Origin of the sequence: Halopseudomonas sp. (genome assembly GCF_038130085.1) — a bacterium.
Classification (GTDB): domain Bacteria; phylum Pseudomonadota; class Gammaproteobacteria; order Pseudomonadales; family Pseudomonadaceae; genus Halopseudomonas.
On sequence record NZ_JAYPMU010000016.1, the window covers coordinates 54,357 to 79,192 of the forward strand.

The window sequence follows — 24,836 nt, forward strand, 5'->3', positions numbered from 1 at the left end:
CGCTGTGCGATTTTTCATCACGTTGCCGCAGGCGGCCGGCACCGAAAACATCGCGGGAAAAATGCCGGAGGCGTAACGCACTGGCATCGCGCACCAAAAAGGAGCAATGCACTACAAGCAGGCACCCCTGTCCGCGCACCGTCATGGAGCCAAAACCTCAACGCCCGTATTCCGCGGTTTTGCCCATTCTGGTCTGCATATTGCTTTGCACTGAGTGTTCGCACTCCGCACTACCGCGCAACACACAATTTGCAAATAGAGCGCTAGGGTTCCGGCCGCTGTAGCGGTGACTGGTCCGAGAGCACTCGACCTTTCAGATAAAGGTTACACGGCGGGATAAAAGCCCGGGAGACGATTGGCAACACTGCCAGGAGTGCTCCACGTGACATTGACTGAGAGGTTCCCGATGAAAAGATTCCCCGCCCTGCTGCTCAGCTCCCTGCTGCTGTCGTCCGCCGCCCAGGCGCAAGATAGCTTCAAGGTCTGCTGGTCGATCTACGCCGGCTGGATGCCCTGGGCCTACGGTGCCGAAAGCGGCATCGTCAAGAAGTGGGCCGACAAGTACGACATCGCCATTGATGTGGTGCAGATCAACGATTACATCGAGTCGATCAACCAATACACAGCGGGTGAGTTCGACGCCTGCACCATGACCAACATGGATGCGCTGACCATCCCGGCCGCTGGCGGCGTCGACAGCACTGCACTGATCGTCGGCGACTTCTCCAACGGCAATGACGGCATCGTGCTCAAGGGCGAAAGCGAACTGGCCGCCATCAAAGGCCAGAACGTCAACCTGGTCGAGCTGAGCGTGTCCCACTATCTGCTGGCCCGCGCGCTGGACTCGGTGGGCCTGAGCGAAGCCGATGTGCAGGTGGTCAACACCTCGGACGCCGACATGGTCGCCGTCTACGGCACCGACGACGTCACCTCGGTCGCGACCTGGAATCCGCTGCTGAGCGAAATCAGCCAGCAACCGAACAGCACGGTGGTGTTCGACTCGGCGCAGATTCCGGGCGAGATCATCGACCTGCTGGTGATCAACACCGACACCCTCAGCGCCCACCCGGAACTGGGCAAGGCCCTGACCGGCGCCTGGTACGAAATCATGGCGACCATGAGCAGCGACAGCGAGCAAGGCGTTGCCGCGCGCAGCTACATGGCCGAGGCCTCCGGCACCGATCTGGACGGTTATGAAGCCCAGTTGGCCGCAACCAAGATGTTCTACACCCCGGCCGCGGCGCTGGAGCTGACCAACAGCGTGCAACTCACGCAAACCATGCAGTACGTGGCGGAGTTTTCCTTCGACCACGGCCTGCTCGGCGACGGCGCGCCGGATGCCGGTTTTATCGGCGTGCAGATGCCCGCCGGCGACTACGGCGACAGCAGCAACCTGAAGCTGCGCTTTGACCCGACCTACATGCAGATGGCTGCTGACGGCCAGCTCTGAGCCCTGAACCAGACCGGGCGCGAACGGGCGCCCAGCGGGATGCATATGAAGCGACTGATCAACCTCACACCGCCACCGGCCAGCAAACTGTTTCTCGGGCTGCTGCCGTTCGCCCTGCTGCTCCTGCTCTACGTAGTAGCCTCGGACGCGCGGCTGGCCGAGAACGCCAACGACAAGCTGCTGCCCGCCTTCAGCCAGATGGGCGAAGCCATCGACCGGATGGCGTTGGAGCCGAGCAAACGCACCGGTGAGTACCTGTTCTGGCAGGACACCGCCAGCAGCCTCAAGCGCCTCGGCCTGGGCGTGCTGATCGCTGCGGCCATTGGTCTGGCGCTGGGGCTGTTTACCGGCGCACTGCCGCTGGTGCACGCCGGTGTCAGCCCGCTGCTGACGGTGGTGTCGCTGATACCACCGCTGGCGATTCTGCCGGTGCTGTTCATTCTGTTCGGCCTCGGTGAAGCCTCCAAGGTGATCCTGATCGCCATCGGTATTACCCCGTTTATCGCCCGTGATCTGCAGCGCCGCACCCAGGAAATCCCCAGCGAGCAACTGGTCAAGGCGCAGACCCTCGGTGCCAACACCAGCCAGATCATGGTCCGCGTGCTGCTGCCGCAGCTGATGCCGAAACTGATCGACGCGGTGCGTCTGTCGCTCGGTGCCGGCTGGCTGTTCCTGATCGCCGCCGAAGCCATCGCCGCCACCGATGGCCTCGGTTACCGGATCTTTCTGGTCCGCCGCTATATGTCGATGGACGTGATCCTGCCGTATGTCGCCTGGATCACCCTGCTGGCCTTCCTGTTCGACTGGCTGCTGGCGACCCTGTCGCGCCGCCTGTTCCCGTGGAATGCCCAAGGAGCCCACTGATGATCGAAGTAAAGAACGTCGGCAAGAGCTACGACGGTAACCCGGTGCTCGAACGCCTGAACGTCACCGTCAAGGAAGGCGAGTTCGTCACCCTGGTCGGCGCCTCCGGCTGCGGCAAGAGCACCTTCCTGAAAATGCTGCTGGGCACCGAGTCCCCAACCAGCGGCGAGCTGCTGCTCGACGGCAAGCCGATTGCTTCGGAACCCGGCCCAGACCGCGGCATCGTCTTCCAGCAGTATTCGGTTTTCCCGCACATGACCGTGCTGGAGAACGTCATGGCGGCGGTCGGCTTTGCACAGCGCGGGCTGACCGGCTACCTGTTCGGCAGCAAGCGCAAGCAGGCCCGCCTTGATGCCGAAGCCATCCTCACCGAAGTCGGCCTTGGCCACGCGCTGAAGAAGTACCCGCACGAGCTGTCTGGCGGGATGAAGCAGCGTCTGGCGATTGCCCAGGCGCTGCTCGGCAAGCCGCGCATTCTGCTGCTGGATGAGCCCTTTGGCGCACTCGACCCAGGTATCCGCGCCGACATGCACGAACTGGTGCTGCGCCTCTGGCAGGAACACAAGCTGACCATCTTTATGGTCACTCACGATATCAAGGAAGGCTTCCACCTCGGCACCCGCTTGTGGGTGTTCGACAAGCTGCGCCACGACCCGCACGCACCGCAAGCCTATGGCGCCACCATCACCTACGACCTGCCGATCGACCATAGCGCCCGGCAGCCAGCGCCGCAGAACACCGAACAAACCATTGCCCCGCTGCTGGCCGAAGCCGCCAGCTGAGCCACCGAATCACGGAGACAAGGCAGATGACTCTGAAGACCTACACCACTGAAATCGCCGGCGCCAGCCACTGGTCCCTGCGCGTGCGCAAGGGCACCCTGATGCGCCTGACCGATCTGGCCGGTAATGCCAACGTCGGCATGCTGTTCTACAACCCGGAAAACCTGCTGGAGCGTTACAACGCGCCAGACACCCTCAAGTGCCAACACACCTTCAAGCTGACCCGCGGCAATTGCCTGTATTCCGACATGGGCCGCATCTTCGCCTCCATCGTTGAAGACGATCTGGGCTGGCACGAAAGCGTCTGTGGCAACAGCAACGCCGCTCAGGTAGCCGAGCGCTGGGGCGCACGCGACTACCAGAACGCCCGCAATGAATGGCACCAGAACGGCTACGACGCCTTTCTGGTCGAGCTGGCCAAGTACGGTCTGGGCCGCGCCGACATGGCCGCCAACCTGAACCTGTTCAGCAAGGTCGCCACCGATGACGAAGGCCGTATGCAACTGGTTTCCGGCCACAGCAAGGCCGGCAGCCAGGTCGCCCTGCGCTTCGAGATGGACACCTTGGTCGTGCTGCACACCTGCCCGCACCCGCTCAGCAGCGCCGACAGCTACCCCTACAACCCGGTCCGCATCGAGCTGAGCCAGGCCGCGCCGGTCAGCGATGACGACTTCTGCCGCAACTTCCGCCCGGAAAACCAGCGCGGCTTCCAGAACAACGCCCTGTACCACCTGGGCAAGTAAGCGAGGACACCATGATCAAGCACAGCTCCCGCCTCCCCGAACAGGCCCTCTCCCGCACCACCATCGGCGCTGGCGATTACTACATCGGCATCGTCAAGGCCGGCCAGACCATGCGCCTGCTCGACCTGGAAGGCAATCAGGCCGCCGACACCCTGTTCTTCAGCGCCGCCAATCCGGTCGAGCGCTACAGCGCCACCGACACCATCCGCGAGCAGGGCAACGTCTACCTGACCGCCGGCTCGGTGATTCGCTCGAACGAAAACAACCCGATGCTGGAAATCGTCGCCGATACCTGCGGCCGTCACGACACGCTGGGCGGTGCCTGCGCCAGCGAAAGCAACACCGTGCGCTACGACCTGGAAAAGCGCTGCATGCACTCGTGCCGAGACAGCTGGATGCTGGCCGTGGCCGAGAACCCGCAATACGGCATCAGCAAGCGCGACATCACCCACAACATCAACTTCTTTATGAACGTGCCGGTGACCGCCGAAGGCGGCCTGACCTTTGAGGACGGCATCTCCGGCGCCGGCAAGTACGTCGAGCTGACCGCGCTGACGGACGTGGTGATCCTGATCTCCAACTGCCCGCAGCTGAACAACCCGTGCAACGGCTATAACCCGACGCCGGTTGAATTACTGGTCTGGTCTGAGTAACCCGTACAACGAGACATCACAGCTTCAGTGGACGGCCACTGTCGTAAACAAAGCAGCCTGGGACGGCCCGGCAAAGGCTAGCGACATGTTCAACAAGGTTCTGATCGCCAACCGTGGCGCCATCGCCACCCGCATCATCCGCACCCTGCGCAACCTGGGTATCGGCTCAGTCGCCGTCTACGCCGAATGCGACGCCGACAGCCTGCACGTACGGCTCGCTGACGAGGCCTACAGCCTCGGCGAAGGCGCCGCTGCCGACACCTATCTGCAGGTCGACAAACTGCTGGCCATCGCCGCCGACACCGGCGCCCAGGCCATCCACCCCGGTTACGGCTTCCTCAGTGAGAACGCCAACTTCGTGCGCCGCTGCGAGGCCGCTGGGGTCGCCTTTATCGGCCCGACGCCCGAGCAAATGCTGGCCTTCGGTCTCAAGCACCGCGCCCGCGAGTTGGCAGAACAAGCCAATGTGCCGCTGCTGCCGGGCACCGATCTGTTGACCGATCTGGCGGCAGCCAAGGCAGAAGCCGCGCGTATCGGCTATCCGGTCATGCTCAAGAGCACCGCCGGTGGCGGCGGTATCGGCATGCAGCTGTGTCACAGCGAAGACGAACTGACCGGTGCCTTCGACAGCGTCAAGCGCCTTGGCGCCAGCAACTTTGCCGACGACGGCGTGTTCCTGGAGAAATTCATCGCCCGCGCCCGCCATATCGAGGTGCAGGTGTTTGCCGACGGCAAGGGCAACGCGCTGGCACTCGGTGAGCGCGACTGCTCCAGCCAGCGCCGCAATCAGAAAGTGGTGGAAGAATGCCCGGCACCGAACCTGAGCGACGCGGTCCGCAGCGAGCTGCACGCCACTGCTGAAAAGCTGCTGTCCAGCGTCAGCTACCGCAACGCCGGTACCGTCGAGTTCATTTACGACGCCGACAGTCACCAGTTCTACTTCCTTGAAGTTAACACCCGCCTGCAGGTTGAGCACGGCGTGACCGAAGAGGTGTTCGGCGTTGATCTGGTCGAGTGGATGGTACGTCTGGCCGCCGGCGAGGAGCTGGAACTGAACGCGCGCCGCGCCAGCCTCGTGCCCAAGGGCCATTCCATTCAGGTGCGTCTGTACGCCGAAGACCCGTTCCGCGACTTTCAGCCCTGTGCAGGCCTGCTCAGCGAAGCGGCTTTCCCCTCCGGTGACGGCATCCGCATTGACCACTGGATCGAATCCGGGCTGGAAGTACCGCCCTACTTCGACCCGATGCTGGCCAAGGTGATTGTCCACGCGGAGGACCGCGCCGCTGCGCTGACCAAGCTGCAGGACACCCTGGACGCCACCCGCCTGTACGGCAGCGAAACCAACCTCGACTACCTGCGTGCGCTGACCCGCGACCCGGCGCTGCTGGCTGGCGAGGTCACCACTCGCTACCTCAACAGCTTCCGCTTCCAGCCGGCGCGCATCGACGTGCTGGCTGGCGGCACCCAGACCACCATTCAGGACTTTCCGGGCCGCACCGGCAGCTGGGATGTTGGCGTGCCGCCGTCCGGCCCCTTCGACAGCTACGCCTTCCGCCTTGGCAACCGCCTGCTGAACAACCCGGCCGACACGGCGGGGCTGGAAATCACCCTGCAAGGCCCAACCCTGCGTTTTGCCAGCGCCAGCCAGATCGTGCTGAGCGGCGCTGCGATTGACGCCAAGCTGGATGACCAGCCGATTGCCTCCTGGCAGGTGATTGATATTGCCGCAGGGCAAACCCTGACCCTTGGCCGCATCAAGGACGCCGGTGCCCGAGCCTATCTGGCAGTGCTCGGCGGTCTGCAATGCCCGGATTATCTCGGTTCCAAATCCACCTTCACCCTCGGTCAGTTCGGCGGCCACAACGGCCGCGCGCTGCGCACCGGTGACGTGCTGCACCTGAGCGCAGGCGTCAGCCCGGTTGCGCCTGCTGAGGTACCCAGCGCGCTGCGCCCGGCGATCAGCAACCAGTGGGAGCTGCGGGTGATCTACGGCCCGCATGGCGCGCCGGACTTTTTCACCGGCAAGGACATCGACAGCTTTTTCGCCACCGACTGGGAGATTCACTACAACTCAAGCCGCACGGGCGTGCGTCTCATAGGCCCGAAACCGGAATGGGCACGCAAGGACGGCGGCGAAGCCGGCCTGCACCCGTCCAACATTCACGACAACGCTTACGCCTTCGGCACCGTCGATTTCACCGGCGACATGCCGGTGATCCTCGGCCCGGACGGCCCGTCGCTCGGTGGTTTTGTCTGCCCGGCCACCGTCATCACCGCCGACCTGTGGAAGCTCGGCCAGCTGCGCGCCGGCGACAAAGTGCGCTTTGTACCGGTCAGCATTGAGCAGGCGGTTGCGCTGGAGGCGGCGCAGATCGAACAGATCGATGCACTGACCTCCAAGCCGGTCGAATGGCAGCCGGTGGCGGTCGACAGCCCCATTCTAAAGCGTCTGCCCGCCGAGCAGTTCGGTGACGAGATCGTCTACCGCGCCGCCGGTGACCACTTCCTGCTGGTCGAATACGGCGAGCAGATGCTGGATATCCGCCTGCGTTTCCGCGCCCACGCGCTGATGCAGTGGCTGCAGCAAAACCCGGTGGCCGGCCTGCGTGAGCTGACCCCGGGCATCCGCTCGCTGCAGGTGCATTTCGACAGCCAGCAATTGAGCCATGACGCGCTGCTCGAGCATCTGTTCAAGGCCGAACAGGCACTGTCGGAACGCCTGAACGAACTGGCCGTACCCTCGCGCATCGTGCACATCCCGCTGTCGTGGGACGACAAGGCCTGCCAGCTGGCGATCGAAAAATACACCCAGTCGGTGCGCAAGAACGCGCCCTGGTGCCCAAGTAATCTGGAGTTCATCCGCCGCATCAACGGGCTGGACAGCATCGACGACGTCAAGAAGGTGCTGTTCGAGGCGTCCTATCTGGTCATGGGCCTCGGCGACGTCTACCTCGGTGCGCCGGTGGCCACGCCGACCGACCCACGCCACCGTCTGGTGACCACCAAGTACAACCCGGCGCGCACCTGGACCGCCGAAAACTCGGTCGGCATCGGCGGCTCCTACCTCTGCGTCTACGGCATGGAAGGGCCCGGCGGTTATCAGTTCGTCGGTCGCACCCTGCAGATGTGGAACCGCTATCGCCAGACCCGCGAGTTCAGCAAGCCATGGCTGCTGCGCTTCTTTGATCAGATCCGCTTTTATGAGGTCAGCCACGAGGAGCTGCAGCAGATTCGCCGCGACTTCCCGCAGGGCCGCTATCCGCTGCGCATCGAGGAAAGCCAGTTCAGCCTCGCCGAGCACGAAGCCTTCATTAACGACAACGCCGACGACATCGAAGCCTTCAAGCAGCAGCGCAACGCGGCCTTCGCCGAAGAACTCCGCCAGTGGCACGCCAACGGCCAGTTCAACTTCGAGAGCGAAGAGCTGGAGAGTAACGATGAGGATGTCAGCTGGCCGGAGGACAGCGTCGGTGTCGACAGCCCGGTATCCGGCAGTCTGTGGCAGGCCGAGGTCAAGGTCGGCGATACGGTCAAGGCCGGCCAAACCCTGCTGATTCTCGAATCGATGAAGATGGAAATCCCGCTGCAGGCGCCGTGCGATGGCGTGGTGACCCATGTATTGCAGCAGCCCGGTGGCCGCGTGCAGGCCGGTCAGCCGCTGGTAGTGCTGCGCGACGAGGCACTGGAACCGGTCGCCTGAGGCAGAAAAAAACAGACGCTACCTGATGCTTTAAAAGCATCAGGTAGCGTCTTTTCGTATCAGCTTACAAACTACTCAAGCGTGCACTCGCGCGTTTCAATGAGCCTCCCCAACCGACAATAAAATTCGGCTCACCGAAAGGAGTAGATCATGCTATCCGCCCTCAGCGACCTGCTGTGGAGCAAGATTCTGATTGCCATGCTGGTCGGCATCGGAGTCTGGTTCACCATCGCCACCCGCTTCGTTCAGTTTCGTTACTTCGGCAAGATGTTCGGCATTCTCACCGCCAACCATCATGAGGCGGACGGACGCCACCTCAGTTCCTTTCAAGCCCTGATCCTGTCGGTTGCCGGCCGGGTTGGCGGCGGCAATATCGCCGGCGTTGCGGTGGCCATTACCCTCGGTGGCCCCGGCGCCATCTTCTGGATGTGGGTTGTCGGCCTGATGGGCATGGCAACCAGCTTCATCGAATGTACCCTCGCCCAGCTGTACAAGACCGCCGAGCCGGATGGTGCCTACCGTGGCGGCCCGGCCCACTACATCGAACGCGGTCTGGGTCGTAACTGGAAGTGGCTGGCGATGGTTTACTCGGTGCTGCTGCTGGTGACCTTCGGTATCGGCTTTATCGCCCTGCAGTCCTACGCAGTCGCCACCTCGCTCCAGGATGCGTTCAGCATTCCGCTGTACTACAGCGGTATCGGTCTGGCACTGGTGGTCGGCCTGATTATCTTCGGCGGCGTCAAACGTATCGCTCAGGTCGCTGAGGTGCTGGTGCCGATCATGGCTGGCGGTTACCTGCTAATCGCCGTGGTGGTGCTCGGTCTGAACTTCAGCGAGATTCCCGCCACCCTCAAGCTGATCGTGGAAAGCGCCTTCGGCATTGGCCCGGTGGTCGGCGGCGGTATCGGCGCGGCGATTCTGATGGGCGTCAAGCGCGGCCTGTTCTCCAACGAAGCGGGCCTCGGCAGCGCGCCCAACGTGGCGGCGGTGGCCTTTGTTCCGCACCCGGCCAATCAGGGCGTGGTGCAGTCGTTCTCGGTATTTATCGACACCATCGTGCTGTGTACCTGTACCGCGCTGATCATTCTGATGGGCACCGCGTATGACCCGACGCTGGCCGATGCCAGTCAGGGCGTGGCCTTGACCCAGGCGTCGCTGGCCACCCACATCGGCGAATGGGGTCGCGTCTTCGTCAGTATCGCGATGCTGCTGTTCGGCTTCAGCACCGTGCTCTACAACTACTACCTCGGTGAAAACAGCGTCAGCTACCTGACCACCGGTCGCAGCAACGAGTTCGTCATGAACGGCTTCCGGGTGGTGGTGATCTGCCTGTGCTGTCTGGGCGCGATCATGGATCTGGGCACCGTATTCGGCTTCGCCGACCTGACCATGGGCCTGCTGGCACTGGTCAACCTGATTGCCCTGACCATGCTGTTCAAGACCGGCAAGCGCGTGCTCGCGGACTACGACCGTCAGCTCAAGAGCGGCAACAAAACGCCGACCTTCCACGCGGAAGAGTACGCCGACCTGGATCTGGACCACGAGTCCTGGCCGGCCAGCCAGCGCAAAGACAACCACTGACCCCTGCCCCGAGCGCCGGGTCCCCGGCGCTCCGTTTCCTCTGGAAGCACACCCATGAATACCCGTTCAGAACACGATCTGCTTGGTGATCTCGATGTACCCGACGATGCCTGGTACGGCATCCAGACCCTGCGTGCGGCGGCCAACTTCGCCATTACCGGGGTGCCAATTTCGCATTTCCCGGAGCTGATTCAGGCACTGGCGCAGGTGAAGCAGGCCTCAGCGCTGACCAACCGCGACTTCGGCCTGCTCAGTCAAGAGAAGACCGACGCCATCGTCTCCGCCTGCGAAGACATCGCCAGCGGTCTGTATCACGATCAGTTCATCGTCGACGTCATTCAGGGCGGCGCCGGTACCTCGACCAACATGAACGCCAACGAGGTAATCGCCAACGTCGCGCTGGCCAAGCTGGGGCACGGTCGTGGCGAGTACCGCCACCTGCACCCGAACGACGACGTCAACCGCTCGCAATCCACCAACGACGCCTACCCAACCGCCGCCTGCCTCGGCATCCAGTTTGCCGCCGACAGTTTCGTGCCGGCGCTGGCTTCGCTGAAGGCCGCACTGGAAGACAAGGGCCGCGAGTTCGCGCACATCCTGAAGATGGGCCGCACCCAGCTGCAGGACGCCGTGCCGATGACACTCGGGCAGGAATTCGATGCCTTTGCCGTCAACCTCGGCGAAGACATCGACCGCATCCGCGAAGCCTGCGCACTGCTGTGTGAGGTCAACCTCGGCGGCACCGCCATCGGTACCGGCATCAACACGCCCGACGGCTATTCGGCCAAGGTAGTTGCGCGGCTGGCCGAGGTGTCGGGCAAGCCGCTGATCCCGGCCTGCAACCTGGTCGAGGCGACCTCAGACATGGGCGCCTTTGTGTTCTTCTCCGGCATTCTCAAGCGCCTGGCAATCAAACTGAGCAAGATGAGCAACGACCTGCGCCTGCTCTCCAGCGGCCCGCGCACCGGTCTGGGCGAGATCCAGCTGCCGCCCATGCAGCCGGGCTCCTCAATCATGCCGGGCAAGGTCAACCCGGTGATTCCCGAGGCGATGAACCAGACTGCCTATCAGGTAATCGCTGCCGATCTGGCGGTGACCCTGGCCGCCGAGGCCGGGCAGCTGCAGCTCAACGCGATGGAGCCGATGATCATCTACAACCTGCTCAACTCGCTGAAGATGCTCAAGGAAGCCTGCCAGATGCTCGAACATCGCTGCATTCGTGGCATCATCGCCAACGAGCAGGCCTGCGCTGCCCACGTCGACAACAGCATCGGGATCATCACCGCGCTGGTGCCGCACATCGGCTACAGCAACGCCTCGCGCATCGCCCACACGGCGCTGATGACCGGCAGCACGGTCAAGGCACTGATCATCGAGGAGAACCTGATGAGCGAATCGGAACTCAACCGACTGTTGAGCCCGCAATCCATGCTGGCCCCGCAAAAGGCCGCCTCATGACCGCCGAGGTGCTGATCCTGCACACCGGCGGCACTATCGGCATGGTGCCCGGCCCGCATGGGCTGGCACCGGCCCCCGGTTTGCGCCAGCGGATCGAGCAACAGCTGGGCAGCAGTCTGCACCAGTTGCCCAGCTTCGATCTGCTGGAGATCGACCCGCTGATCGACAGCGCCAACATCACCCCGGCGCACTGGCAGCAGCTCGCCGCGCTGCTGGCCGAACACTGGGACCGCTATCGCGGCTTCATCATTCTGCACGGCACCGACACCGTGGCTTACAGCGCTGCGGCGCTTGCGTTCATGCTCGGCGCCAGCGAACGCAACGTGCTGTTCACCGGCTCGCAGGTCCCGCTCGGGCTGCCGCGCAGCGACGCGGTAGCGCACCTGCAGGCAGCGCTGCAACTGGCAGCCGGGCCGCGCCTGCGCAATGTCGGCCTGGTGTTCAACAACCGGCTGCTCAACGGCAGCCGTCTGCGCAAGGTCAGCAGCCAGCAGTTTCACGCCTTCGACACTCCCAACGCGGCGCCGCTGGCTGAGCTGAATATCCGTCCGCAACTTCATACCGAGCGTCTGCTGGGCGACGACGTCGCCAGCCGCCATCCACACGAAGCAGCCGCGCTCGACTTCCAGCCGGGGGCGGTGGCCATGCTCTGCTTGCACCCGTCGATGCCGGCAGCGCTGTACGACGCGATTCTGGCCGACAGTAACTGCAAGGCGGTGGTGTTGCAGAGCTTTGGCGCCGGCAACGTGCCCAGCCGCGACCCGGCGTTTGATGCTTTTATCAAACGCGCCAACGCGCGCGGCAAGGTCGTGGTCAACGTGACCCAGTGCCTGCAGGGTGGCATCAGCCCCGGCGCCTACGCGGCAAGCGCTGGACTGCAGGATCAGGGGGTACTGAGTGGCGGTGACATGACGCCGGAAGCAGCGTTCTGCAAACTGCACTGGTTGCTGGCAGGCGGTCGTGACGCCGCCGCTGTAACACGCGACTGGTCACTCAACCTGAGCGACGAACAGACGATCTAAAACCGCGCCCGGAAGTGCCACTCGCCCGGGCCGATGTCGTTGCGGATCGCCGCGCGGATATCCGCATCCAGCGCCGGGTCGTCACAACTGTAGAGCCCACACAGCGCCAGCACGCGCTGACGATCCACTTCACGCCCCAGATATTCGTACAGCACCCGGGTGCAGCACGGCACCCGCTCGCCGCTGCCGGAGACGCCGATGCGCAGACCGGTCAGCCGGTCCACCCGGTTGCGGAACGACGGGTAGAGCACCGTCTGGGTCATCTCGAAATTGGTCAGGGTTTCATAGTCGGCGAGAAAGATACGGTCTGACAGAAACTGCACCATGCCCCGGTACACACCGTGAAATGGCTTGCTGCCCGGCCGCTCGCGAATCCGCTCGGTGCGCTGGTAGTAGGTCTTGCCCTCGTGCTCTTCCAGACACACCAACGTGCGCAGAATGCTGCCGGGATAGGCCATCGACAGGTAGTACTCGAAGTAATAGCCCAGATACTTGTCGAGCCCGCTCTGGCCGACGTTGTTGAGTCGCTGCAGGTATTGCTGCTCGAGCGAGTTCGGCTGAGAGGCCGCAGGCGTCGCTCGCTCGGTCTGCTGCGGGCGCACCTGAATCAGCCGCTGGAACTGGCCGTGGGGCAACAGCATCTCGTGCACTTCAACGCCGAAGAAGTCACACAGCCGACGCATGGTGCTGTCGGACGGGCGATTGACACCATTGAGATAGCGATTGAACTGCGGGCGGTTGATACCCAGCCGTCGACACACCTCGGCAGTGGACTTGTAGTAGCTGCACAGCAGCCGCAGATTGTCGCCAAAATCGTCGTGCATGGTCGCCCTCACTCGTGATCGCCATGGTAGTCCAATCCGCCGGCGCACAACACCTGCCGAGCGGCGGACGCTGTACACGTTTTAGCCTTTGTCATCCCCCGCCCGATCAGCGACAATACGCAGCTATTTTTCAAGCCTCGTCCGGACCCGGCCTGCACAGTGCAGCGACCGCGTCCCGCCACTACTCAGTAGCCGACATGTCCAACGCCATCGAAAAAGAAGTCGCCAAACGGCGCACCTTCGCCATCATCTCCCACCCGGATGCGGGTAAGACCACCATCACCGAACGTCTGCTGCTCATGGGGCAGGCGATCAGCGTGGCCGGTACAGTCAAATCGCGTAAGTCCGACCGCCACGCCACCTCCGACTGGATGGCGATGGAAAAGGAGCGGGGCATTTCGGTGACCACCTCGGTGATGCAGTTCCCCTATCGCGATGCGATGGTCAACCTGCTCGATACCCCCGGCCACGAAGACTTCTCGGAAGATACCTACCGCACCCTGACCGCGGTGGACTCGGCGCTGATGGTGCTCGACGGCGGTAAGGGTGTCGAGCCACGCACCATTGCGCTGATGGACGTCTGCCGCCTGCGCGACACGCCCATCGTCAGCTTCGTCAACAAACTCGACCGCGACATCCGCGACCCGATCGAGCTGCTCGATGAGATCGAAGCGGTCCTGAACATCAAGGCTGCACCGATCACCTGGCCGATCGGCTGCTACCGCGACTTCAAGGGTGTGTATCACCTGGCCGACGACAAAATCATCGTCTACGTTCCGGGCCACGGCCACGAGCGCACCGAGCAGCAGGTTATCGACGGCCTGGACTCGGACGAAGCCCGTGCGCACCTGGGCGATCTGTACGACAACTTCGTCGAAGAGCTGGAGTTGGTGCAAGGCGCCTGCCACGAGTTCGATCAGGACGCCTTCATCAAGGGCGAAATGACCCCGGTGTTCTTCGGTACCGCACTGGGCAACTTCGGTGTGGATCAGGTGCTGGACGCGATCGTCGACTGGGCTCCGCGCCCGCAGCCGCGTTCCAGCCACGAGCGCGAGGTGCAGCCGACCGAAGCGCCGTTCACCGGTTTTGTGTTCAAGATTCAGGCGAACATGGACCCGAAACACCGCGACCGCATTGCCTTCGTGCGTATCTGCTCCGGCCGCTACGAAAAAGGCATGAAGCTGCACCACGTGCGCACCGGCAAGGAAGTGCGCATCGCCGACGCGCTGACCTTCTTCGCCGCCGAGCGTGAGCATCTGGAAGAAGCCTGGGCGGGCGACATCATCGGTCTGCATAACCACGGCACCATCCAGATCGGCGACACCTTCACCGAAGGCGAAAAGATCGGCTTTACCGGCATCCCGCACTTTGCCCCGGAACTGTTCCGCCGCGTGCGCCTGAAAGACCCGCTGAAATCCAAGCAGCTGCGTCAGGGTCTGCAGGAGCTGGCCGAGGAAGGCGCGACTCAGGTGTTCTTCCCCGAGCGCAACAACGACATCATCCTCGGCGCGGTCGGTGTGCTGCAGTTTGACGTCGTGGCCGAGCGCCTGAAGCAGGAATACAAGGTCGAGTGCATTTACGAGCCGGTCAACGTCTGGTCCGCCCGCTGGGTCGACTCCAATGATCGCAAGAAACTCGACGAGTTCAGCAAGAAGGCCACCGAGAACCTCGCCATTGATGGCGGCGGCCACCTGACCTATCTGGCGCCGACCCGCGTCAACCTGAGTCTGACCGAGGAACGCTGGCCGGAAATCGAATTCCGCGCCACCCGCGAGCACCACTGACACGCGCAGACAAGCGCCCGGGCACAGCACGCTGTGCCCGGGCGTAATATCAGGCGCGTAGAAGGCGTGCTTGCCGCCGCCGGCCAGCGCGCGTAGCGTAACCCCATGCGCTATATCGACACCCACACCCACCTCGACTTCGCCGTTTTCGACCCTGATCGTGATCAGGTACTGAGCGACTGCGCGCGCCTTGGCGTTGAGCGATTGGTGCTGCTGGGTGTCACCCAGACCAACTGGGATGCGGTATGGCGGCTGTGCCAACAACACGCCAACCTGTTCGCCGCCTTTGGCCTGCACCCGATGTTCATGAGCGAACACCGTGCCGAGCACATCCCCGCACTGCAGCACGCTGTGGCCGAACGCCTGCACAATCCGCACTGCTGCGCCGTGGGTGAATACGGGCTGGATTACTGGGACAAGAGTGCCGACCGCCACGCCCAGCAACAACTGTTCGAGGCGCAACTGCAACTGGCGGTCGATTGCCAGTTGCCGAGCCTGCTGCACGTGCGCCGCGCCCACGCCGATGTGATTGCCACACTAAAGCGCTATCGCCCGGCGCGCGGCGGTATCATCCACGCCTTCAGTGGCAGTCCGGAAGAGGCCCGCGAGTACCACAAGCTGGGCTTCAAGCTGGGTCTGGGCGGCGCCGCGACCTGGCCACAGGCAAGCCGACTGCGCCAGACCGTCGCCCAACTGCCAGCCGATCAACTGGTGCTGGAAACCGACTCCCCCGACATGGCCCCGGCCTTCCACCCACACCAGCGCAACAGCCCCACCCTGCTGCCGCAGATCGCCGCGGAGCTGGCCGCGCTGCGCGGCGAATCACTGGAACACTTCAGTGCCCGGTGCTGGCAGAACAGTTGCGAGCTGTTTCAATGGTCGCCGCCAGACCCTGCGGCTTGATAGAGTTGTAGCCTGTTCCAAGGAGGATCGAACCATGCCCTACGGCATTGCCCTGTTTCTGATCTGGCTGGTACTGCTGCTGCGCTTTCCGCGCGTCATGTTGCCGGTCAGTGCCGTCATTGCCGGCCTCGCCCTGCTGCTCGGTGCGATCATGGGCGTACTGCAGTGGCAGCAAAGCCAGCGTATCGAGCAGCTCGCCTTCGAGCTCAGCTACCAACCCGAAAGGTGCCCGTTTGGCCAGCCGCTGGCGGTCAGCATCCACAATGGCGGTGAACGCAGCGCACGCAATGTCAGCTGGCAGCTGTGGGTCAATCAACCCGGTTACAACTCCAACCTGGTCGATGTAGCGAGCAACGACCAACGCTTCACCCTCGCCAGCGAGCTGGCACCCGGTGCCGACACCCGGGTCTGCTACAGTCTGCCGCGGCTGCGCCGTGGCTATCGAGAGTCCGAACTGGAATACCGTGCCGATGCGGTGCGGGCCGACTTCATCCAAGAACAATAAGGAGCGTTTCATGACCCAACCCGTCGCCCTGATCACCGGCTGTTCCTCAGGCATCGGCCAGGCATTGGCCCTGACCTGCCTGCAGGCCGGCTATCAGGTGTTCGCTGCCGCGCGGCGTGTGGAAAGCCTGGCACCATTGACCGACAAGGGTGCCATTGCCATCGCGCTGGATGTGAACGACGCCGAACAGCGCCAGCAATGTGTCGAACAGATTCGCACCCAGGCTGGACGTCTGGACCTGCTGGTCAATAACGCGGGCTACGGCGCGATGGGCCCGATCATGGATGCTGACCGCGACACCCTGCTGCACCAGTTCGACACCAACGTCTTTGCTCCGCTGCAGCTGGTTCGCGACAGCGCCGAATTGCTGCGCACCGCCAAGGGCCTGATCGTCAACATTGGCAGCGTATCCGGGGTTACCACCACGCCCTTCTCTGGCGTCTACTGCGCGTCCAAGGCGGCGCTGCACGCGATCTCCGATGCGCTGCGCATGGAACTGCATCCGTTTGGGATTCAGGTTATGACCGTCATGCCGGGCGCCATCGCCTCGGACTTCGGCAACAACGCCACCGCGGCGATCACCATGGCCGAAGGGTCCTGGTTCAAACCGTGGGAAAAGGCAGTACAGGCGCGCGCCAAGGCCTCGCAGAACGCTCGCTCGACCAGTGCCCAGGACTTCGCCAGCGAGCTGCTTGGCTACATCCGCAATCCGATTCGCCCGGAAAACGTGCTGATCGGCTCCGGCGCACGCAGCATGGTGCGCCTCAAGCGCTGGCTGCCAACCTCGATCCTCGACAAGCGGATGCGCAAGCGCTTCAAGCTCGAATGATCAGAAGCCCGCGTCGGCATAGAGCAGGCGCTCGGCCTGCTGGTCCGCCACCTCTGAAGGTGAACGACCTTCAGCACGGCTCTGCTCGAAGATCGAGTCGAGCCGACTGCCGATGCCCTTGACCCGACCGGCAATATCGCCGCCGCCCACGCCGCGGTGGGTCAACCCCACGTGCAACAGACCACCCGCGTTGATCACGTAGTCAGGCGCATAGAGAATCTCGCGAATCACCAATTGATCGGCCAGCTCAGGATCACCCAGTTGATTGTTGGCCGCTCCGGCCACCACCGCGCAGCGCAGTTGGGTAATGCTACGCTGGTTTATCGAGCCTCCCAGTCCGCAGGGTGCAAACACGTCACAGGGCGTCTCGTAAACCGCATCCGGTGCCAGCGGCTGGGCGCCCAGCTCTTCTTCCGCCAGCCGTACCTTGCCCTGATCCAGATCCGCTACCAGCAACTCGGCACCTTCGGCCTGCAGCAACTGCGCGAGTGCATAGCCCACATTGCCGAGCCCCTGGAGGGTAACCCGCACCCCGCTTAGCGAGTCTTGCCCGAGTCGCGCGCGCACCGCCGAACGTATCCCGGCCAACACGCCAAGCGCCGTGTGCGGTGAGGGATCCCCGGCGTGGGTGGTGCTGGTCACGTGAGCAGTGTGCTGGGCAATGCAGTCCATGTCGGCACTGCTGGTGCCGCTGTCCATCGCGGTGATGTAACCACCGCGCAGAGATTCGATACAGCGGCCGAACGCCTCAAACAGCGCCGCGCGATCGGCGGTATGTGGCTGCCGCAGGATCACCGCCTTGCCGCCGCCCTGATCCAAACCTGCCAGTGCCGCCTTGTAGCTCATCCCCCGGGCCAGGCGCATGGCATCGGCGATGGCGTCTTCGACGCTGTTGTAGGCGAGGTAACGACAGCCTCCGAGCGCCGGTCCCAGGCGGGTATTGTGGATCGCCACCACCGCTTCCAGACCGGTCGCCTCGTCGGAAAAGAAGTGCAATCCTTCCATACGTTCGGCACGCATCGCTGTAAACATGTACGCTCTCCCGCTTTTTCCGGTTGTCTGAAACAACCATACACACTAAACCCGCTCCTTGCCTGCGCCTCTTTGGCAAACTTGGCATCCCCTGTATTCGGAGGTTTTACATGCGCTGGTTGCTCCCCTTTTTCACCGTGATGCTGATGGTTGTCGTCAGCACCCCTGATGCCGAGGCCCGTCGCCTGGGTGGCGGCAAGAGCTTCGGCAGTGCGCCGACCCACCAGAGCGCACCTGCTCAGCGGCAGACAGCGCCACGCGACCAGCAAGCCGCACCAGCCCGCCAGCAACCGGCTGCCGGCGCGGCCACCTCTGGTGCCAGCCGCTGGCTCGGCCCGCTGGCCGGTATCGCGGCCGGCGGCCTGTTGGCATCCATGCTGTTCGGTGACGGTTTCGAGGGTATTCAGCTGTTCGACATTCTGCTGTTCGGCCTGATTGCCTTTGTCCTGTTCAAGCTGTTCAGCCGTCGCCCGCAGGCGGCCCAACAGCGCCAGCCCCAATGGCAGCCCGCCGGCGGTGCACCGATGCAGCGCGAGCCCGTGCAGAACTGGGAGCCAGCGCGCACCGCGCAGCCCGCAGCCGCGGCAGCAGCAGCAGCACCGATTGACGCTCCGGCCTGGTTCGACGCCGAGGTATTCCTGCGTGGCGCCAAGGAGCACTTCTACACCCTGCAGCGTCACTGGCGTGACGGCGACAGCGCCGGCATGGCCGAGTACCTGTCCCCCGAGCTGCTGCAGCAATTGCTGGCCGCACGCGAGGAGTCCCCGCCGACCGCCAATGGCTTCGTCGACGAACTGACCGCCCGCCTGGACGGCGTTACCCAGACCGAAGGCCGTACCCTGGTCACCGTCAGCTTCAACGGCCTGGACCGTGACAGCGCTGACGACGCCGGCCAGTGGTTCGACGAGAGCTGGGCGCTGGAGCGCGCCGATGGTGACAACCAGCCGTGGATCATCACTGGTATTCGCCAGAACGACTGATCTGCGCGCATAAAAAAAGCCCTTGCCGGTCCCCGGCAAGGGCTTTTTTGTTGGCTGCGCGTCTGTCTCAGCGGCGCACCGGACGCTTCTGCAGTTTGCGCTGCAGGGTACGACGGTGCATGCCCAGTGCCCGCGCAGTCGCAGAGATGTTGCCATCGTGCTCGGCCAGCACGCGCTGAATATGCTCCCACTGCAGCCGATCAACCGACATCGGATGCTCCGGCACCAATGATTCCGGATCGGCCTGTTCCGATAGCAGCGCGGTCAGCACGTCATCGGCATCGGCCGGCTTGCACAGGTAGTTGCAGGCGCCGCGCTTGATCGCCTCCACCGCGGTGGCGATGCTCGAGTAGCCAGTCAGAATGACGATGCGCAGATCCGGATACAGCTCCAGCAGCTTGGGCATCAGAACCAGACCGGAATCCCCTTCCATCTTCAGATCCAGTACCGCGTAATCCGGCCGACGCTCGCGCGCAATACGCATTGCCTCTTCCGCCCCACCGGCGGTTTCGACCTGTAGGCCGCGACGGCTCAATGCCCGCGCCATGACCCGGGTAAAGGTCGGGTCATCATCAACCATCAACAACAACGGCTGATCTTCCTGGTTAATCTCTTCAGTCATCAATGTTCTCCTGTCACCACCGGCAACCGTACTTCGGTCAGGGTACCACCGCCATCCTGATTAAACAGCTTTACGCTGCCGCCCAGCCGCGAAACGGCCGCCTGACTGAGGAACAGTCCAAGCCCAAAGCCCTTCTTGCCCTTGGTCGTCACAAAGGCCGTGCCCAACTGCTCAGCGATATGCAGCGGCACACCGGGGCCGTGATCACGAATCCGCAGGGTCAACTGGCTGCTGTCCCAGTGCAGGCTGATCTGAATGTTGTCCGGGCAGGCGTCAGCTGCGTTGTTGAGCAGATTGAGAATGCCCTGCCCCAACTCGGGCGTCGCGCGCAGCTGTGGCGCGCTGCCCTCGGGCAACGGCAGCATCTGCCAGGAGGCCTCCGGGCGCATCAGCTGCCAGCGCGCCAGCAGCGCGCGCAGCCATTCGTCGCCAGGCAGCACTTTCTCCGGCTGGCGGCGACTGTCTTCGGCACTGCGCACCATGTGCTGCAGGCTCTCCTTGCAAAGTTTGACCTGCTCCTGCAGCACCGCCAGATCTTCCTGCAGCTGCGGGTCCGAGTGGTCCTTGCTGATCTCCTTGAGCAGCACACTCATGGTCGACAGCGGGGTCGACAGTTCATGTGCCGCCCCCGCAGCCACACTGGCAATACCCAGCAGCTGGGCGTCACGCACGCTCTGCTCGCGACGCTCGGCCAGGCGATCGGCGTGCTGGCGCAGGGCGTCGGCCATGCGCACCACAAACAGGCTGATCAGACCGGCGCTCATGGCGAAGTTGAGCCACATGCCGATCACGTGCAGGTTCACCAGTCCGCCGGCCAGCGGAATATCGAAGGCATTGAGCGGCATGTACCAGATCAGCAACGCGCTGTAGGACGTCACCGCCACGATCGCCAGCACCGCGGTAAAGAACCAGGGCAGCGTCGCGGCTGCGATGGTCAGCGGCACCAGATAGTAAGAAACGAAGGGATTGGTCGGGCCGCCCGAGTAGTAGAGCAATACGCTGTGGATAGCCATGTCGAACAGCAGCTGCAGGGCGTACTCGATACTGGTGACCGGCCAGTTACTGCGCAGGCGCAGCAGGGTCAGGATACTCACCGCCGCCGACACACTGAGGGTGATCAATAGCGGCGTCCACGGCAGCGGGAACCAGCCACTCAGATAAGCGGCCATCACCGAGATACTCTGGGCCAGCAGTACCAGCAGGCGGATCAACACCACGCGCCAGAGATTTTGACTGGAGGGAGACAGGGCCAGGGTGTTAGGGCTCATGAGCGATCGGTGCGGCACGCAAAAAACTCCAGTATAGGCAGCCCGCACAGCGGGGCCGAGGTGACACAGGGTCGCACAAACCGGCGCGACCGGGAATCGGGAACCTGTGCCTCTGGCACGGGTCTGACACAGCACTGAACAAGGAGAACGCCATGCGTAAACTGTTTCTGCCAATAACCGGCCTGCTGCTCGCCGGGTCCCTGATGGCCAGCGCCGCCCAGGCGGATGACGTCCGTTACAACCAGATTTCCCTGCGCGCGCAGGTTGAACAGGCGGTCAACCACGACACCATGCAGGTCACCTTCTACACCGAAGCCCAGGACCGGGATCCGGCCAAACTGGCCGAAACCATCACCCGCCGCCTCAACGCCGGGCTGGAAACCGCACGCAAGGCCAACGGCATCCGGGTCAGCAGCGGCAACCGCAGCAGCCATCCGGTGTATGACGAGAAGGGTGAAAACATTGTCGGTTGGCGTGAGCGCGGGGAGATCAGCATTGAAGGCAGCGACTTTGCAGCCATTTCCGCGCTGACCGGCGAGATGCTCGGCGAGCTGAGCCTCAGCAGCATGCAGTTCAGCCTGTCCTCCGATAGCCGCCGGCAGACCGAAGACCAGTTAATCGCCAAGGCCATCGAAGCGTTCAAGGCCCGTGCCGACATTGCCACCCGCAGCCTCGGCGGCAGCGATTACAAGATCGTCAACCTGAACCTCAACACCCAGTACGTGCAGCCGCTGCGTTACCGCGCGGAGAAGGTCATGATGGCCGCCGACATGGGTGGCAGTGCGCCGCAGGTCGAAGGCGGCCAGTCCGACGTGACCGTCAGCGCGGACGGCGTCATCGAAGTGCGCGACTAACCCCTGCCCGCCCCTTCATGCGTCCTCACGGGCGCATGAAGGCATATTCTTCGTCATCGTCCAGATTGCTGGCCAAAAAGCTCAGTTCGCTGGCGATGTCCTGCTGAGTGCGCCCCTTCTTGTAGACCGCAATCACTTCGCTCATCAGCGCGCGGGCCAGCGCCTGCTCGTCGTAACCTGCTGCGGCAGCCTTCTCAATGGCCTCAGCCATCACCTGTTGGGCAATTTTATAGGCAGACATGTCATCTCTCCTTTGTGGAAGTCCATTTGAACACCCGGGCCGCCGCTCGACATTGATCTGCCTCAGGATTTGTCGTCATCCAGCGGCGCCTGCAGGTAACGATCGGTATTGAACGTCTCAACCCAGTCCGGATGAAAGACAATTAACGCCGCGATTGCCGTGCCATTGATGAAGCCTTCCGGAAACATCACCAGCAACAGGTAGCCAACCAACTCGACCAAACTGTCCGGCGGCTGCAACTGGCCAGACCAGTGCAGCAGCCCCATGCCGGTCAACACGGTACCGACCGCGCTGAAACCGGCGGCAAAGAACCCACTGATGAAAATGTAGAGAAACAGGTTGCGCGGCTGACGCGACTCCAGCGCTCGCGACATGCCAACCGTGACCAGCACCGGTACCAGCAGCCGCAGAATACCGTTCGCCCCGAGCGCTGCAGCGTCATCCTGGCCGAGCAGCACCAACGCCAACTGCGCTAATGCACCAGCAGCCAGTGCCAGCGGCCAGTCAAGAATCAGGGTAACGGCGGTGACGCCAATGAAATGGATAGTCAGGCCACTGTCGAACTCACGCCGCACCAACCAAAGCACACCCAGCGCAAAAGCGCTGCCGTAGAACAGGTGCTGACGGCGACTGTCGGCGACCAGCTCTACCCAGCTGATCCGAGTAAGCGCCCACAATGTAGCTGCACCATAGACCAACAGGCACAGCAATGACTGCAGCGGTGTCAGTAGTGTGGCGGACAACATGGCGACCTCCCGATCCGGTGGCAGCGATGATAGCAGGCAGATCCAAAGGAGTAATGCAATCAACAGGGCAAGGGTCTAGAATGACCGCAAAGTCAGTCAAGCCTTTCCCGCAGCAACGTACTGCACCGACCACAAGAAGGCCGCCCAAATGCCCAGTCGACTGTATCCCGAAGACCAGAAGCGCGTTGATGAATACCTGTCCTCCCCGGTTCACCGGGTCGAGCGACGACCGTTCCGCGTGTGGATTCTTATCGCCATCGTCGTCGGGTCGGTGATTGGTCTGGGCCTGCTGTCACGCCTGCTGGCTCAGTTAGCGGTTGCCTGATCCCCGGCCAACCGATCACTGCCCGCCATCCCAGCCCTGACGCCCATCGTGCCCGCTTTCGGCCGTTGACTGACGCCCGTTTCCATTATCCGTGAGAAACCAAGATGTCAGACTCCAACGCATCTCCTGCAACACCCCCACGCATCGTCGTTGTTGGCGGCGGCGCCGGTGGCCTTGAACTGGTCACCCGCCTCGGCCGCAAACTCGGCCGCAAGGGCAAGGCCAAGGTCACCCTGGTCGACGCCAACATGACCCACATCTGGAAGCCGCTGCTGCACGAAGTCGCCGCCGGTTCGCTCAACTCGACCGAAGATGAGCTGAACTACGTCGCCCAAGGCAAGTGGAACCACTTCAACTTTCAGCTCGGAGCCATGACCAATCTGGACCGTGATCGCCAGACCATTCAGTTGGCCGCCATCCATGACGAAAACGGTGACGAGCTGATCGCCCCACGCGAGCTGAACTATGACTACCTGATCATTGCGGTCGGCAGCACCACCAACGACTTCAACACCCCGGGCGCTGCCGAGCACTGCCTGTTCCTCGATACCCGCGCCCAGGCCGAGCGCTTCCATCGCAGCCTGCTCAACCAGTACATGAAGGCACAGGCCGGCGAACGCGGCGCTGCACGCGAACCGATCAACGTCGCCATCATTGGCGCCGGCGCCACCGGTGTCGAGCTGTCGGCGGAGCTGCACCACGCGGCCCAGATGCTGCGCGCCTACGGCTTCAACCGGATCAGCCCGGAAGACCTCAACATCAACATCATCGAAGCCAGCCCGCGACTGCTGCCGGCACTGCCCGAGCGTATTGGCGGCCCGGTAACCGAGATCCTGCGTGATCTGGGCGTGCACCTGCATACCGGCTCACCGGTCAAGGAGGTCAAGGCCGATAGACTGATCCTCGGTAACGGTGAGGAGGTGCCGGCCAGCCTGAAGGTCTGGGCCGCCGGCATTCGCGCCCCGGCCTTTCTGGCGACGCTCGGCATGCCAACCAATCGCATTAATCAGTTGGAGGTCGACCGTACCCTGAGGGTCAAAGGTGAAGAGCGCATCTACGCTTTTGGCGACTGCGCCGCCTGCCCAACCGACGAGCCGGGCAAATTCGTACCGCCACGCGCCCAGGCTGCCCACCAGCAGGCCAGCCTGCTGGCGAAGAACCTGTGCCGAATGCTGGAGGGCAAGCCACAAAGCGAATACACCTACCGCGACTACGGCTCACTGATCTCGCTGTCGAGCTTTAGCGCAGTCGGCAACCTGATGGGCAACCTGACCGGTAACGTGATGCTGGAGGGGCGACTGGCGCGGATGTTCTATGTATCTCTCTACCGTATGCACCAGATGGCCCTGTACGGCGTTCCACGTACGCTCATGCTGATGTTGAGCGACCAGTTCGGCCGACCGACCGAACCGCGCCTGAAGCTGCACTGAGCGCCTCTGACGCCACCGACAAACCCCGCCGCGTGCGGGGTTTTGTTTTGGTGTAGTGCGGACTGCGGAGCGAAACCCTCCTCGCACCTGTCTGATAAACCTTTGCTTTAAAAATCGCAGCGATTAACCACTCCCAGCATCGCGCTGTTGCCGATTCAGCCTTTCGCCTTGCACGGCGAGCCAAGGGGGGGCTGCTTGCCCAGCCCCCCTTAGCGATCCCCCGGGGCACCCGGCTACGCG

23 protein-coding genes and 1 riboswitch are annotated in these 24,836 nt (G+C 63.1%); of the genes, 17 read left to right on the plus strand and 6 right to left on the minus strand.

All coding sequences use genetic code 11. The features are described from left to right. Positions 1 to 252: 252 nt before the first annotated feature. Positions 253 to 353, plus strand: a riboswitch (guanidine-I (ykkC/yxkD leader). 53 nt (positions 354 to 406) lie between these two features. The 9 genes from AAFM31_RS12760 to AAFM31_RS12800 all read left to right on the plus strand — a co-directional run bounded on the left by AAFM31_RS12760 (position 407) and on the right by AAFM31_RS12800 (position 12,253). Further along, a complete protein-coding gene (locus tag AAFM31_RS12760) occupies positions 407 to 1,450 on the plus strand; it encodes a putative urea ABC transporter substrate-binding protein (RefSeq protein WP_341708308.1) in 1,044 nt (347 codons plus the stop codon). 45 nt (positions 1,451 to 1,495) lie between these two features. Beyond that, the gene (locus AAFM31_RS12765; RefSeq protein WP_233049017.1) at positions 1,496 to 2,314 is read left to right on the plus strand and encodes an ABC transporter permease; all 819 of its coding nucleotides are present in this window, start codon (positions 1,496 to 1,498) and stop codon (positions 2,312 to 2,314) included. Then, positions 2,314 to 3,096: an ABC transporter ATP-binding protein gene (locus AAFM31_RS12770; protein WP_341708309.1), complete on the plus strand. Its 783-nt coding sequence runs from the start codon at positions 2,314 to 2,316 to the stop codon at positions 3,094 to 3,096. The genes AAFM31_RS12765 and AAFM31_RS12770 overlap by 1 nt, the downstream gene beginning before the upstream one ends. A 26-nt stretch (positions 3,097 to 3,122) precedes the next feature. Further along, the gene (locus tag AAFM31_RS12775; protein WP_341708310.1) at positions 3,123 to 3,839 is read left to right on the plus strand and encodes an urea amidolyase associated protein UAAP1; all 717 of its coding nucleotides are present in this window, start codon (positions 3,123 to 3,125) and stop codon (positions 3,837 to 3,839) included. Positions 3,840 to 3,850: 11 nt separating this feature from the next. Beyond that, complete coding sequence (locus tag AAFM31_RS12780) at positions 3,851 to 4,492, plus strand: urea amidolyase associated protein UAAP2 (protein ID WP_341708311.1); 642 nt, start codon at positions 3,851 to 3,853, stop codon at positions 4,490 to 4,492. 85 nt (positions 4,493 to 4,577) lie between these two features. Next, positions 4,578 to 8,192, plus strand: a complete 3,615-nt coding sequence (gene uca / locus AAFM31_RS12785) for an urea carboxylase (RefSeq protein WP_341708312.1) — start codon at positions 4,578 to 4,580, stop codon at positions 8,190 to 8,192. Between the two features lie 150 nt (positions 8,193 to 8,342). After that, positions 8,343 to 9,773, plus strand: a complete 1,431-nt coding sequence (locus tag AAFM31_RS12790) for an alanine/glycine:cation symporter family protein (protein WP_341708313.1) — start codon at positions 8,343 to 8,345, stop codon at positions 9,771 to 9,773. Positions 9,774 to 9,827: 54 nt separating this feature from the next. Continuing rightward, the gene (locus tag AAFM31_RS12795; protein WP_341708314.1) at positions 9,828 to 11,231 is read left to right on the plus strand and encodes an aspartate ammonia-lyase; all 1,404 of its coding nucleotides are present in this window, start codon (positions 9,828 to 9,830) and stop codon (positions 11,229 to 11,231) included. Next, positions 11,228 to 12,253, plus strand: coding sequence for an asparaginase (locus AAFM31_RS12800; protein WP_341708315.1), 1,026 nt, complete (start codon positions 11,228 to 11,230; stop codon positions 12,251 to 12,253). Before AAFM31_RS12795 ends, AAFM31_RS12800 begins: the two co-directional genes overlap by 4 nt. Here the strand turns inward: AAFM31_RS12800 and AAFM31_RS12805 are convergent. Continuing rightward, on the minus strand, positions 12,250 to 13,077 hold the full coding sequence (locus AAFM31_RS12805; protein ID WP_341708316.1) for a helix-turn-helix transcriptional regulator: 828 nt from the start codon (positions 13,075 to 13,077) through the stop codon (positions 12,250 to 12,252). The two genes, AAFM31_RS12800 and AAFM31_RS12805, sit on opposite strands and share 4 nt — an antisense overlap. 197 nt (positions 13,078 to 13,274) lie before the next feature. On the opposite strand from AAFM31_RS12805, the gene AAFM31_RS12810 reads away from it, so the two are divergent. From AAFM31_RS12810 to AAFM31_RS12825, 4 genes are all read left to right on the plus strand, one after another. Next, positions 13,275 to 14,861, plus strand: a complete 1,587-nt coding sequence (locus tag AAFM31_RS12810) for a peptide chain release factor 3 (RefSeq protein WP_341708317.1) — start codon at positions 13,275 to 13,277, stop codon at positions 14,859 to 14,861. Between the two features lie 105 nt (positions 14,862 to 14,966). Then, entirely contained in the window at positions 14,967 to 15,764 is a 798-nt protein-coding gene (locus AAFM31_RS12815; RefSeq protein ID WP_341708318.1) for a TatD family hydrolase, read from the plus strand. Positions 15,765 to 15,798: 34 nt separating this feature from the next. Continuing rightward, positions 15,799 to 16,269: a multidrug transporter gene (locus AAFM31_RS12820; RefSeq protein ID WP_341708319.1), complete on the plus strand. Its 471-nt coding sequence runs from the start codon at positions 15,799 to 15,801 to the stop codon at positions 16,267 to 16,269. 10 nt (positions 16,270 to 16,279) lie between these two features. Continuing rightward, on the plus strand, positions 16,280 to 17,098 hold the full coding sequence (locus AAFM31_RS12825; protein WP_341708320.1) for an SDR family oxidoreductase: 819 nt from the start codon (positions 16,280 to 16,282) through the stop codon (positions 17,096 to 17,098). Here the strand turns inward: AAFM31_RS12825 and AAFM31_RS12830 are convergent, their stop codons facing one another. Continuing rightward, on the minus strand, positions 17,099 to 18,130 hold the full coding sequence (locus AAFM31_RS12830; protein WP_341708321.1) for a Glu/Leu/Phe/Val dehydrogenase dimerization domain-containing protein: 1,032 nt from the start codon (positions 18,128 to 18,130) through the stop codon (positions 17,099 to 17,101). A 110-nt stretch (positions 18,131 to 18,240) separates the two neighbouring features. Here AAFM31_RS12830 and AAFM31_RS12835 point away from each other — a divergent pair, with 110 nt between their 5' ends. Then, positions 18,241 to 19,110: a TIM44-like domain-containing protein gene (locus tag AAFM31_RS12835; RefSeq protein ID WP_341708322.1), complete on the plus strand. Its 870-nt coding sequence runs from the start codon at positions 18,241 to 18,243 to the stop codon at positions 19,108 to 19,110. 67 nt (positions 19,111 to 19,177) lie between these two features. Here the strand turns inward: AAFM31_RS12835 and AAFM31_RS12840 are convergent, their stop codons facing one another. Together AAFM31_RS12840 and AAFM31_RS12845 are read right to left on the minus strand one after the other, a co-directional pair. Further along, on the minus strand, positions 19,178 to 19,732 hold the full coding sequence (locus tag AAFM31_RS12840; RefSeq protein WP_341708323.1) for a response regulator transcription factor: 555 nt from the start codon (positions 19,730 to 19,732) through the stop codon (positions 19,178 to 19,180). Continuing rightward, a complete protein-coding gene (locus AAFM31_RS12845) occupies positions 19,732 to 21,000 on the minus strand; it encodes an ATP-binding protein (protein ID WP_341708324.1) in 1,269 nt (422 codons plus the stop codon). The genes AAFM31_RS12840 and AAFM31_RS12845 overlap by 1 nt, the downstream gene beginning before the upstream one ends. Positions 21,001 to 21,152: 152 nt before the next feature. Here AAFM31_RS12845 and AAFM31_RS12850 point away from each other — a divergent pair, with 152 nt between their 5' ends. After that, complete coding sequence (locus AAFM31_RS12850; protein WP_341708325.1) at positions 21,153 to 21,854, plus strand: SIMPL domain-containing protein; 702 nt, start codon at positions 21,153 to 21,155, stop codon at positions 21,852 to 21,854. A gap of 25 nt (positions 21,855 to 21,879) precedes the next feature. Here AAFM31_RS12850 and AAFM31_RS12855 read toward each other — a convergent pair whose 3' ends face one another. Further along, positions 21,880 to 22,095, minus strand: a complete 216-nt coding sequence (locus tag AAFM31_RS12855) for a hypothetical protein (RefSeq protein ID WP_341708326.1) — start codon at positions 22,093 to 22,095, stop codon at positions 21,880 to 21,882. Positions 22,096 to 22,157: 62 nt separating this feature from the next. After that, positions 22,158 to 22,841: an energy-coupling factor ABC transporter permease gene (locus AAFM31_RS12860; RefSeq protein WP_341708327.1), complete on the minus strand. Its 684-nt coding sequence runs from the start codon at positions 22,839 to 22,841 to the stop codon at positions 22,158 to 22,160. Positions 22,842 to 22,989: 148 nt separating this feature from the next. Here AAFM31_RS12860 and AAFM31_RS12865 point away from each other — a divergent pair, with 148 nt between their 5' ends. Beyond that, on the plus strand, positions 22,990 to 23,166 hold the full coding sequence (locus tag AAFM31_RS12865; protein WP_341708328.1) for a DUF3094 family protein: 177 nt from the start codon (positions 22,990 to 22,992) through the stop codon (positions 23,164 to 23,166). Positions 23,167 to 23,270: 104 nt separating this feature from the next. Beyond that, positions 23,271 to 24,596: an NAD(P)/FAD-dependent oxidoreductase gene (locus AAFM31_RS12870; RefSeq protein ID WP_341708329.1), complete on the plus strand. Its 1,326-nt coding sequence runs from the start codon at positions 23,271 to 23,273 to the stop codon at positions 24,594 to 24,596. Positions 24,597 to 24,836 lie beyond the last annotated feature (240 nt).

Bases quoted from the DNA above. Each gene is read 5' to 3' on its own strand.
- AAFM31_RS12760 (WP_341708308.1), top strand. From the start codon at position 407: ATGAAAAGATTCCCCGCCCTGCTGCTCAGCTCCCTGCTGCTGTCGTCC.
- AAFM31_RS12765 (WP_233049017.1), top strand. From the start codon at position 1,496: ATGAAGCGACTGATCAACCTCACACCGCCACCGGCCAGCAAACTGTTT.
- AAFM31_RS12770 (WP_341708309.1), top strand. From the start codon at position 2,314: ATGATCGAAGTAAAGAACGTCGGCAAGAGCTACGACGGTAACCCGGTG.
- AAFM31_RS12775 (WP_341708310.1), top strand. From the start codon at position 3,123: ATGACTCTGAAGACCTACACCACTGAAATCGCCGGCGCCAGCCACTGG.
- AAFM31_RS12780 (WP_341708311.1), top strand. From the start codon at position 3,851: ATGATCAAGCACAGCTCCCGCCTCCCCGAACAGGCCCTCTCCCGCACC.
- uca (WP_341708312.1), top strand. From the start codon at position 4,578: ATGTTCAACAAGGTTCTGATCGCCAACCGTGGCGCCATCGCCACCCGC.
- AAFM31_RS12790 (WP_341708313.1), top strand. From the start codon at position 8,343: ATGCTATCCGCCCTCAGCGACCTGCTGTGGAGCAAGATTCTGATTGCC.
- AAFM31_RS12795 (WP_341708314.1), top strand. From the start codon at position 9,828: ATGAATACCCGTTCAGAACACGATCTGCTTGGTGATCTCGATGTACCC.
- AAFM31_RS12800 (WP_341708315.1), top strand. From the start codon at position 11,228: ATGACCGCCGAGGTGCTGATCCTGCACACCGGCGGCACTATCGGCATG.
- AAFM31_RS12805 (WP_341708316.1), bottom strand. From the start codon at position 13,077: ATGCACGACGATTTTGGCGACAATCTGCGGCTGCTGTGCAGCTACTAC.
- AAFM31_RS12810 (WP_341708317.1), top strand. From the start codon at position 13,275: ATGTCCAACGCCATCGAAAAAGAAGTCGCCAAACGGCGCACCTTCGCC.
- AAFM31_RS12815 (WP_341708318.1), top strand. From the start codon at position 14,967: ATGCGCTATATCGACACCCACACCCACCTCGACTTCGCCGTTTTCGAC.
- AAFM31_RS12820 (WP_341708319.1), top strand. From the start codon at position 15,799: ATGCCCTACGGCATTGCCCTGTTTCTGATCTGGCTGGTACTGCTGCTG.
- AAFM31_RS12825 (WP_341708320.1), top strand. From the start codon at position 16,280: ATGACCCAACCCGTCGCCCTGATCACCGGCTGTTCCTCAGGCATCGGC.
- AAFM31_RS12830 (WP_341708321.1), bottom strand. From the start codon at position 18,130: ATGTTTACAGCGATGCGTGCCGAACGTATGGAAGGATTGCACTTCTTT.
- AAFM31_RS12835 (WP_341708322.1), top strand. From the start codon at position 18,241: ATGCGCTGGTTGCTCCCCTTTTTCACCGTGATGCTGATGGTTGTCGTC.
- AAFM31_RS12840 (WP_341708323.1), bottom strand. From the start codon at position 19,732: ATGACTGAAGAGATTAACCAGGAAGATCAGCCGTTGTTGTTGATGGTT.
- AAFM31_RS12845 (WP_341708324.1), bottom strand. From the start codon at position 21,000: ATGAGCCCTAACACCCTGGCCCTGTCTCCCTCCAGTCAAAATCTCTGG.
- AAFM31_RS12850 (WP_341708325.1), top strand. From the start codon at position 21,153: ATGCGTAAACTGTTTCTGCCAATAACCGGCCTGCTGCTCGCCGGGTCC.
- AAFM31_RS12855 (WP_341708326.1), bottom strand. From the start codon at position 22,095: ATGTCTGCCTATAAAATTGCCCAACAGGTGATGGCTGAGGCCATTGAG.
- AAFM31_RS12860 (WP_341708327.1), bottom strand. From the start codon at position 22,841: ATGTTGTCCGCCACACTACTGACACCGCTGCAGTCATTGCTGTGCCTG.
- AAFM31_RS12865 (WP_341708328.1), top strand. From the start codon at position 22,990: ATGCCCAGTCGACTGTATCCCGAAGACCAGAAGCGCGTTGATGAATAC.
- AAFM31_RS12870 (WP_341708329.1), top strand. From the start codon at position 23,271: ATGTCAGACTCCAACGCATCTCCTGCAACACCCCCACGCATCGTCGTT.